This window comes from Pseudomonas sp. RGM2987 (assembly GCF_022952855.1).
In the GTDB taxonomy this organism is placed as follows: domain Bacteria; phylum Pseudomonadota; class Gammaproteobacteria; order Pseudomonadales; family Pseudomonadaceae; genus Aquipseudomonas.
This window is the reverse complement of record NZ_JALJDX010000012.1, coordinates 1-351: the sequence shown is the minus strand read 5'-3', so window position 1 is coordinate 351 and position 351 is coordinate 1. Positions and strand designations below refer to the sequence as shown.

Below are 351 nucleotides of genomic sequence, written 5' to 3'. Positions count from 1 at the left end.
ACATGGGCGCGATTCCTCTGGGCGGCGCGGTGTTCAGCGCCGGCGAAGGCCTTGCCGTGCGCCGACACCTCAACGGCCAGTTGCTGATCGAAAGCGACGACGGCCTGTACCGCCTGTTCGAGCCGACCCCGGGCCGGGCCACGCTTCTGCGCCTGAGCCAACTGGGCGACCGCAACGACAACCGCATCCACCTCGACTACGACGAGGCCGGACGGTTGGTGCGCCTGCGCGACACTTTCGATCAGGTGCAGGTGGAACTGATTCACGAGCATGAGCGCGTCACCCGGATCGAACGTCTTTACCCCGACCAACAGCGCGAAGTGCTGGTCAGCTACGCCTACGACGCAGCGA

At 65.8% G+C, this 351-nt stretch carries 1 protein-coding gene; it reads left to right on the top strand.

The window, feature by feature from the left end; genetic code table 11:
- On the top strand, positions 1 to 351 hold a 351-nt coding region (locus tag RGM2987_RS00035), incomplete at both ends, for a hypothetical protein (RefSeq protein WP_245138084.1).